The sequence below is a fragment of the Stenotrophomonas sp. P5_B8 genome (genome assembly GCF_054049855.1).
In genome coordinates this window covers 19,253-27,104 of sequence record NZ_JBFULO010000006.1, presented here as the reverse complement: position 1 = coordinate 27,104, position 7,852 = coordinate 19,253, and the positions used below count along the sequence as shown (strand labels likewise).

Genomic DNA, 7,852 nt, shown 5'->3' with positions numbered 1-7,852 from the left:
CCTCCAAGGGCATGGGGRCCCAGCGCCCAACCCACCGACCAAGGCACGGAAAGAGATTCAGGGCGCGCTTCTGCTTGCCCACGGAAGGCAAAAAAACAAAAAAAAGCCCGGTCGAAAAACGACCGGGCTTCCGGGACTCGTCACACCCCACGCGGTGAGCGCCACAGACGTACTGCGGTCCGGACAACGGCGCCGCGCTGGGCGGGTGTCTCTCCTCACCCACCCAACACAGCACCGCCTTGCACTGTGACGCAGCGCATGGGCCGCTCACTATGCGAATAATCCGAATCCCGTGTAGTCACGACGCTATCGGTGACACCGATCACACCGGGTTGGAGAAGCGCGCACGTGCGCTACCCGAAAACCGCGTCCTGCTCAGCGTGCCTGGCGTGCGTACCAGTGCGACAGCAACACCGCTGTCGCCGATGCCACGTTGAGACTCTCCACCGCACCGGTGCCGGGAATGGACAGCTGCTGATCGCAGTCCTGCGCCAGCTCACGATCCATGCCCTCGCCTTCGGCGCCCATCACATAGACCAGGCGCGCCGGCACATCGCTGGCGAACAGGTCGTTGCCGCCGTCAACCAGCGTCGCGGCCAGCCCGAAACCTGCCTGGCGCAGCTGCGCCATCGCCTGCGGCAGTTCCGGCAAACGCACCAGCGGCACCGATTCGGCGCCTCCCTCGGCCACGCGCGCGGCAGCGCCGGACAGCGCCAGGGTGGAACCGGGAGGCAGCAGCAGCCCGGTCACGCCGAAATGCGCCGCCGAGCGCAGGATCGCACCGAAGTTGTGCGGGTTGCCTACGCCATCCAGCCACAACGCCAGCGCAGGCTTGCCGGCAGGCAGTGTGTCCAGCCACGCATCCAGGTCGAGCATCGGCGCGCGCAGCACGTCGGCGACCACGCCCTCGTGGTGGGTGGTGGCGGCGAGCTTGTTGAGGTCGCCCTCCTCCACCACGCGATAGCCGACGCGGTTGGCCACGCACCACTTGAGTACCGGCTGCATGCGCGGGATCAGCGATTCGGCCAGGTACAGCTTGCGCAGCGCCTGCGGGCGCTTCTCGAACAGCGCCTGCACCGCGTTCCACCCGTACAGGCGCAGTTCGTCGTTGCCACGCCCCGGCGGTGGCGGCGTGCCGCCCTCGCGCGGGGGCAACGGGGTTGCCCGCGGCGGGCGCGAGGACGGGCGGCGGGCATTCTTCCAGGGATCATTCACTACGGGACAACTCCAGCTTGCGTTGACGCCAGAAATCGGCGTTCTTGATGCCCAGGGCATCGGGGTCGAAGGTCGGGTCGAGGCCCAGCTTCTTCTGTCGTTCGTAATCGCGCAGGGCCAGCATCGCCGGCCGCTGCACGATCAGGATGGCGATGATGTTCAACCAGGCCATCAGGCCCACGCCGATGTCGCCCAGCGCCCAGGCCAGGGTGGCGTTGTGGAACGCGCCGAACACCACCATGCCGATGATGCCCAGGCGCAGCACCAGCACGGTCAGCGGCCGCTTGCGGTTCTGGTTGATGTAACTGAGGTTGGTCTCGGCCATGTAGTAATAGGCCATGATCGTGGTGAAGGCGAAGAAGAAGATCGCTACCGACACGAACGAGGCACCCCAGCCCGGCAGTACCGCTTCCACGCCGGCCTGCGCATAGCCGGCACCTTCGGGGATGCCCGCCAGGCCCTGGAAGATTGGTTCGGCACCGGCCACCGGCGAGTACACGTTGTACGTGCCGCTGGCCAGGATCAGGAAGGCGGTGGCGGTGCACACCATCATGGTGTCGAAGTAGACCGCAAAGGCCTGCACGTAGCCCTGCTTGGCCGGATGTGAGACCTCCGAAGCGGCCGCAGCATGCGGGCCCGAGCCTTGGCCGGCCTCGTTGGCATAGATGCCGCGCTTGATGCCCCACTCCACCGCCAGGCCCATCATCGCGCCGAACGCGGCGTGGGTGCCGAAGGCGCTGTCGAAGATGATGCCGAACATTACCGGCACGCGGTCGTAGTTGATGATCATGATGACGATGGCCATCAGGATGAAGGCGGCCGCCATGAACGGCACCACCACCTCGGCGAAATTGGCGATGCGCTTGACCCCGCCGAAGATGACCACGCCCAGCAGCAGCGCCACCACGATGCCGATGCCCAGCTTCAGCGCCTGGACCGATTCCATGCCCATGAACTGGCCATCCAGCGGGCCGCACAGCGCGCCGCCGCGGCAGGCGTTGATGATGCTGTCGGCAATCGCGTTGGCCTGCACACCCGGCATCAGGAAGCCGGCCGCGATGATCGTGGCCACGGCGAAGGCCAGCGCGTACCACTTCAGGCCCATGGCCTTTTCGATGTAGTACGCCGGGCCGCCGCGGTAACGGCCTTCGGCATCCTTGGTCTTGTAGATCTGCGCCAGCGTGCACTCGACATAGGAGGTTGAGGCGCCGAGGAAGCCCATCACCCACATCCAGAAGATCGCACCGGGGCCACCAAAGGCGATGGCGGTGGCCACGCCGGCGATGTTGCCGATGCCCATGCGCCCGGCCATCGACATGGCCAGTGCCTGGAACGAGGACACGCCCGCGTCGGACTTCTCGCCCTGCACGGTCAGGCGGCACATCTCGAAGAAACCGCGGATCTGCATGAACCGGGTACGGATGCTGAAGAACAGGCCGGCGCCCAGGCACACCGCGATCAGTGCCTTGCTCCAGATGATGCTGTTGACGAAATGTACGGCTGCTTCCACGCGCTCTCTCCAGTCGGCGGAAAATAAAGGACGTCCCGTCGGCTGGAGGGGACCGGCTCGATTCTCCACGATCGGGGGCCGCTGCGGTAGCGGCAGCGCTTCATCGGCCCGGCAGGATGCCCGGTTCTCCCCGGAGAAACCCCAGCCTCGGTAGAGCCGGGCCATGCCCGGCTGCCTCTGCCCCGGAGCGACCCCAGCCTCGGTAGAGCCGGGCCATGCCCGGCTGCCTCTGCTCCGGAGCGACCCGAGCCTCGGTACAGCCGGGCCATGCCCGGCTGCCTCTGCCCCGGAGCGACCCGAGCCCCGGTAGAGCCGGGCCATGCCCGGCTGCCTCTGCCCCGGAGCGCCCCCAGCCCGGTAGAGCCGGGCCATGCCCGGCTGCCTCTGCCCCCGAGCGACCCGAGCCCGGTAGAGCCGGGCCATGCCCGGCTGCCTCTACGGCAACGTTGGGCTACAGGCTGCGCAGCCGAGAAAACAGATAGGAGAAGCAGTCGCGCAGCCCGCGCCCGACCGGCTCGCCGTCGGCTTGGCGCAGCACGAAACCCTCACCGACGAAGCGGGGGATCGCCGGATCAGGCATGACCGCCCACCGAAGGCGTCTCCGCCTCCTGTCGCTCCAGCTCACGCGCCACGGCTTCGGGCGAACGCGTATACGGGGCCAGCAGCGAGTAGAACGCCGGCACCACGAACAGCGACAGGAAGGTGGACACGGTGACGCCGAAGATCACCACGACGCCGATGGTGCCGCGGCTGGCCGACCCCGGCCCCCCGGCCACCACCAGCGGGATCGCGCCGACCACCGTGGCGATGGAGGTCATCAGGATCGGACGCAGGCGCACCACCGCCGATTCGACGATGGCCGCGTGGACGTTGCGGCCTTCGTCGCGCAGCTGGTTGGCGAATTCCACGATCAGGATGCCGTTCTTGGCCGCCAACCCGACCAGCATCACGATGCCGATCTGGCTGAAGAGGTTGATGCTGCCGCCACTGACATACAGGCCGAGCAGTGCGCCGAGCACGCCCAACGGCACGGTCAGCATGATCACCAGCGGATGGATGAAGCTCTCGAACTGCGCGGCCAGCACCAGGTAGACCACCAGCAGCGCCATGGCGAAGGTGAGCAGCACCGCGCTGCCGGCGTTCTGGTATTCGCGCGATTCGCCCTTCCAATCCAGCTGCGCGTGCTGCGGCAGTTCTTCGCTGGCCGTCTGCTGCGCCCAGGCAATCGCCTCGCCGAGCGGATAGCCCGGGGCCAGGCCGGCGCTGATGGTGATCGAGCGCAGCCGGTTGAAGCGGTTGAGGTTGCCCGCCTCAGCCACTTCGCTGAGGGTGACCAGATTGGACAGCGGCACCAGTTCGCCGTTACTGGCACGGACACGGATGGCGGCCAGGTCGGCCGGCGAGGCACGGCCATCGCGACCGGCCTGGACCAGCACGTCGTACTCCTCGCCGTTGTCGACGAAGGTGGTGACGCGGCGCGAGCCCATCATGGTTTCCAGCGCGCTGCCGATCGCGGTGACCGATACGCCCATGTCGGCGGCGCGCTGGCGATCGATGTTGACCCGCATCTGCGGCCGGGTTTCCTTGTAGTCCGAGTCCACGCCGACCAGGCCGGGGTTGTCGGCCATGCGCAGCAGCATGCGGTCGCGCCACTGCGCGATCTCGGCGTACTCGGGCCCGCCGAGCACGATCTGGAACGGCTGGCCTTGGCTGCGGACCAGCCCGCCGCCCACCTGGGTGCGCACGCGCACGCCGCGCAGGCCATCCAGGTGCTTCTGCAGGTCGGCGGCGACGTCCGGGGTGGCCACCTCGCGCTGTTTCCACGGTTGCAGGAACACGCTGATGCGGCCGGTGTGCATTTCCTCGCTGGCCCCGAAACCGCCGGGCACGCGCGGGTTGGCGCGCACGATCGGCTTGTCGTCRCCGACGAAGCCGGACACGATCTTCTCCACCTGCTGCACCTGGCCGACGGTGTAGTCGTAGCCGGCGCCTTCGGGGCCGTCGATCATGATCTGGAACGAGCCGCGGTCTTCGGCCGGGGCCAGCTCGGAGGGCAGCAGCTTGAGCAGCAGGGCGCTGGCCAGCAGCGACAGCAACATCACCACTACGTAGATCCAGGTGCGACCGATGTGCTTTTCCAGCACGCGGCCATAGGCGCCGGACACACGTGCCAAGCTGCGATCGATGACGCCGTGCAGGCCGCGCGGGGCGCGCCCGGAATGCGGCTTGAGCAGCTTGGACGCCATCATCGGGGTAAGCGTGAGCGAGACGAACGCCGACAGCGCCACCGCGGCGGCCAGGGCGACGGCCAGTTCGCGGAACAGGCGGCCGGTATTGCCTTCCAGGAAGCCCACCGGCAGGAACACCGCTACCAGCACGGCGGTCGTGGCGATCACCGCGAAGGCGACCTGCGCGGTACCGCGCTTGGAGGCCACCAGCGGCGGCTCGCCCAGGTCGATACGCCGCTGCACGTTCTCCACCACCACGATCGCATCATCGACGACCAACCCGATGCACAGCACCAGGGCAAGCAGGGTCAGCAGATTGATCGAGAAGCCGAAGGCGTACAGCGCGATGAACGCGGCGACCAGGCACACCGGTACGGTTACCGCAGGAATCAGCGCGGCGCGGAAGCTGCCCAGGAACAGCCAGATCACCGCCAGCACCAGCAGCATCGCCTCCACCAGGGTGGCGTAGACGCGGTCCACGGCTGCTTCGATGAAGGTGGTGTTGTCGAAGGCGACGAAGATGCGGGTGCCTTCGGGCAGGGTCAGTGCGACGCGCTCGGCCTCGGCGCGCGCGGTACGGGCCACGTCCAGTGCGTTGGCGGTGGAGGTTTTGACGATGCCCAGGCCGATGCCCGGCTCGCCGTTGCTGCGGTAGTAGGCGCGGCGTTCGGAGGAGGCCAGTTCGATCTTCGCCACGTCCCCCAGGCGTACCACGTAGCCGTCGTTGCCCTTGCCCAGCGGGATGGTCGCAAAGTCCTCGGGCTTGCTGTAGTTGCGCTCCACGCGCAGGGTGAAATCACGGTCGGTCGATTCGATGCGGCCGGCGGGCAGTTCCACGTTTTCATTGCGCAGCGCGGTTTCCACATCCCCCACGGTGAGGCCGCGGGCAGCGATCTGGTCGCGGTCCAGCCAGATGCGCATGGCGTAGCGCTGGCGGCCGCCGATGCGGACCTGGGCTACGCCATCCAGGCTTGAGAAGCGATCCACCACATAGCGGTCGGCGTAGTCGCTCAGCTCCAGGGTGTCCATGCTCGAGGACGCCATGTTGAACCAGATGATCGGGTCGGCATCGGATTCGACCTTGGCGATTTCCGGCGGACGCGCCTCTTCGGGCATGCGGTCGGCGACGCGGCTGACCGCATCGCGCACGTCGTTGGCAGCCGCTTCGATATCGCGGCTGGCGTTGAACTCGATGCTCACCTGGGCGCGGCCGTTGGAGCTGCGCGCGTTGATGGTATCGATGCCTTCGATGCCGGCCAGCGCGTCTTCCAGCACCTGGGTGACCCGGCTTTCGATGACCGCCGCCGAGGCGCCGGTGTAATCGACCGACACCGACACGATCGGCGGATCGATGGCCGGCAGCTCGCGCAGGGTCAGCCGGGTGAAGGACATGATGCCCAGCACGACCAGCAGCAGGCTCATCACCACGGCAAAGACCGGGCGCTGGATGGAGACGTCGGACAGCTTCATCCTGCCGGGTCCGCGGGCTTGGCGGCGGGCGCGGTGTCGGGGCGGTCGTCGACCTTCAGGCCCGGCCGCAGTTTGCCGGTGCCGTCCACCACGATGCGGTCGCCGGGCTTGAGCCCGCTGAGAATTTCCACCACGCCGGCGCGGCGGGCGCCGCTGCTGACGTCGCTGCGCTCGACGCTGTGGTCGGCCTTGACCCGGTAGACGAAGGAATCGCGACCGACCTGGACCACGGCGATTTCGGGGATGACCAGCGCCTGTCGTTCCGGGCGGAACATGCGGATGTCCAGCAACATGCCGGGACGCAGGGCGTGGTCGGCATTGATGAAGTCGGCGCGGACGGTGACCGCGCGGGTGCCGGGATCGACGCGGGTATCGATGGTGGCCACCGTGCCTTCAAAGCTGCGGCCCGGATAGGCGACGCTGCTGGCAGTGACCTTGTCGCCGGTGGTGAGGCTGGCCAGTTCGGCTTCGGGCACCTGGAAGTCGACGTGCATGCGCTCGATGTCATCCAGCGTGGCGATGGTGGTGCTGGGGGTGACCAGCGAGCCGGCGCTTACCTGACGGATGCCGAGCACGCCGGCGAAGGGCGCGCGGACCCGGCGGTCGCCGATGTCCGACTGCATTTCGCGCACCCGGGCTTCGGCCGCATCGCGGATGGCGCGCTGGGTGTCCAGGGTGGCGCTGGCGACGAGTTGCTGGGCGGCCAGTTCGCGCTGGCGCTTGTACAGCTGGTCCGCTTCGGCGAAGGTGGCCTGGGCCTGCAGCAGGGCCGCCTCCTGTGCCTGCCCCCGCAAGGTCACCAGCGGCGTGCCGGCTCTGACCTGCTGGCCGCTGTCGAAGTGCACGGTTTCGATGATTTCGCTGACCTTGGCGGTGATGGTCACCGATTCACGGGCCTTGGCCGTGCCCAGCGCCTGGAGGGTGTCATTCCACGCCGAGGGCTGCACCACCTGGGTGGTGACCGGTACGGCGTCTGCCGGCCGGCGCGCGGCGTCGTCCTTGCTGCTGCACCCGACCAGGAAGGCCAGGGTGAGGCCAGCGGCGATGCGCGCGGTGATGCGTCCCGACATTTGAAAAAATCCCGTTAATTCCACGACCGCCGAGTGTACGGGTCGGGGCTGACCGGGCATATGTGCCAAGCGTTTACCGGGGCCGGCAGGGCGACCGGTGACGGGGGCAACGCCTTTCGTGCTGGGGTGGTCGAGGGGTGTATCGGTGTGTGTCAGAGCGTGTCGGATGACGTCAACGCCCCGCGGGAGGCCAATGTCGTGCGCCGAAGCCCCGTAGAGCCGACCGTTGGTCGGCTGCCCTTGAACCGACCGTCGGTCGGCTGACCTCGGACCGACCGCTGGTCGGCTGCCCTTGAATTCCCGCACAGGTACCACCAACGGTCGATACCCGTGCCTTGCTGGCGAACGGCGGATTCTCC

The 7,852-nt window shown here is 67.8% G+C and carries 5 protein-coding genes; all 5 read right to left on the bottom strand.

All coding sequences use genetic code 11. The features are described 5' to 3' along the window. Positions 1-375: 375 nt before the first annotated feature. The 5 genes from ACXJKH_RS00790 to ACXJKH_RS00770 all read right to left on the bottom strand — a co-directional run bounded on the left by ACXJKH_RS00790 (position 376) and on the right by ACXJKH_RS00770 (position 7,493). Positions 376-1,215 carry a TrmH family RNA methyltransferase gene (locus tag ACXJKH_RS00790; protein ID WP_457317927.1) on the bottom strand — a complete coding sequence of 280 codons (840 nt, stop codon included), beginning with the start codon at positions 1,213-1,215 and terminating at the stop codon, positions 376-378. Further along, positions 1,208-2,725: an alanine/glycine:cation symporter family protein gene (locus tag ACXJKH_RS00785; RefSeq protein ID WP_457317926.1), complete on the bottom strand. Its 1,518-nt coding sequence runs from the start codon at positions 2,723-2,725 to the stop codon at positions 1,208-1,210. The genes ACXJKH_RS00790 and ACXJKH_RS00785 overlap by 8 nt, the downstream gene beginning before the upstream one ends. 451 nt (positions 2,726-3,176) lie before the next feature. Beyond that, the gene (locus tag ACXJKH_RS00780) at positions 3,177-3,305 is read right to left on the bottom strand and encodes a hypothetical protein (RefSeq protein ID WP_457317925.1); all 129 of its coding nucleotides are present in this window, start codon (positions 3,303-3,305) and stop codon (positions 3,177-3,179) included. Beyond that, positions 3,298-6,423, bottom strand: a complete 3,126-nt coding sequence (locus ACXJKH_RS00775) for an efflux RND transporter permease subunit (RefSeq protein ID WP_457317924.1) — start codon at positions 6,421-6,423, stop codon at positions 3,298-3,300. The genes ACXJKH_RS00780 and ACXJKH_RS00775 overlap by 8 nt, the downstream gene beginning before the upstream one ends. Then, a complete protein-coding gene (locus ACXJKH_RS00770) occupies positions 6,420-7,493 on the bottom strand; it encodes an efflux RND transporter periplasmic adaptor subunit (RefSeq protein WP_256777439.1) in 1,074 nt (357 codons plus the stop codon). The genes ACXJKH_RS00775 and ACXJKH_RS00770 overlap by 4 nt, the downstream gene beginning before the upstream one ends. Positions 7,494-7,852: the final 359 nt, after the last annotated feature.

Excerpts from the sequence above, each read along its gene's own strand:
- ACXJKH_RS00780 (WP_457317925.1), bottom strand. The coding sequence starts at position 3,305 with ATGCCTGATCCGGCGATCCCCCGCTTCGTCGGTGAGGGTTTCGTGCTG.
- ACXJKH_RS00770 (WP_256777439.1), bottom strand. The coding sequence starts at position 7,493 with ATGTCGGGACGCATCACCGCGCGCATCGCCGCTGGCCTCACCCTGGCC.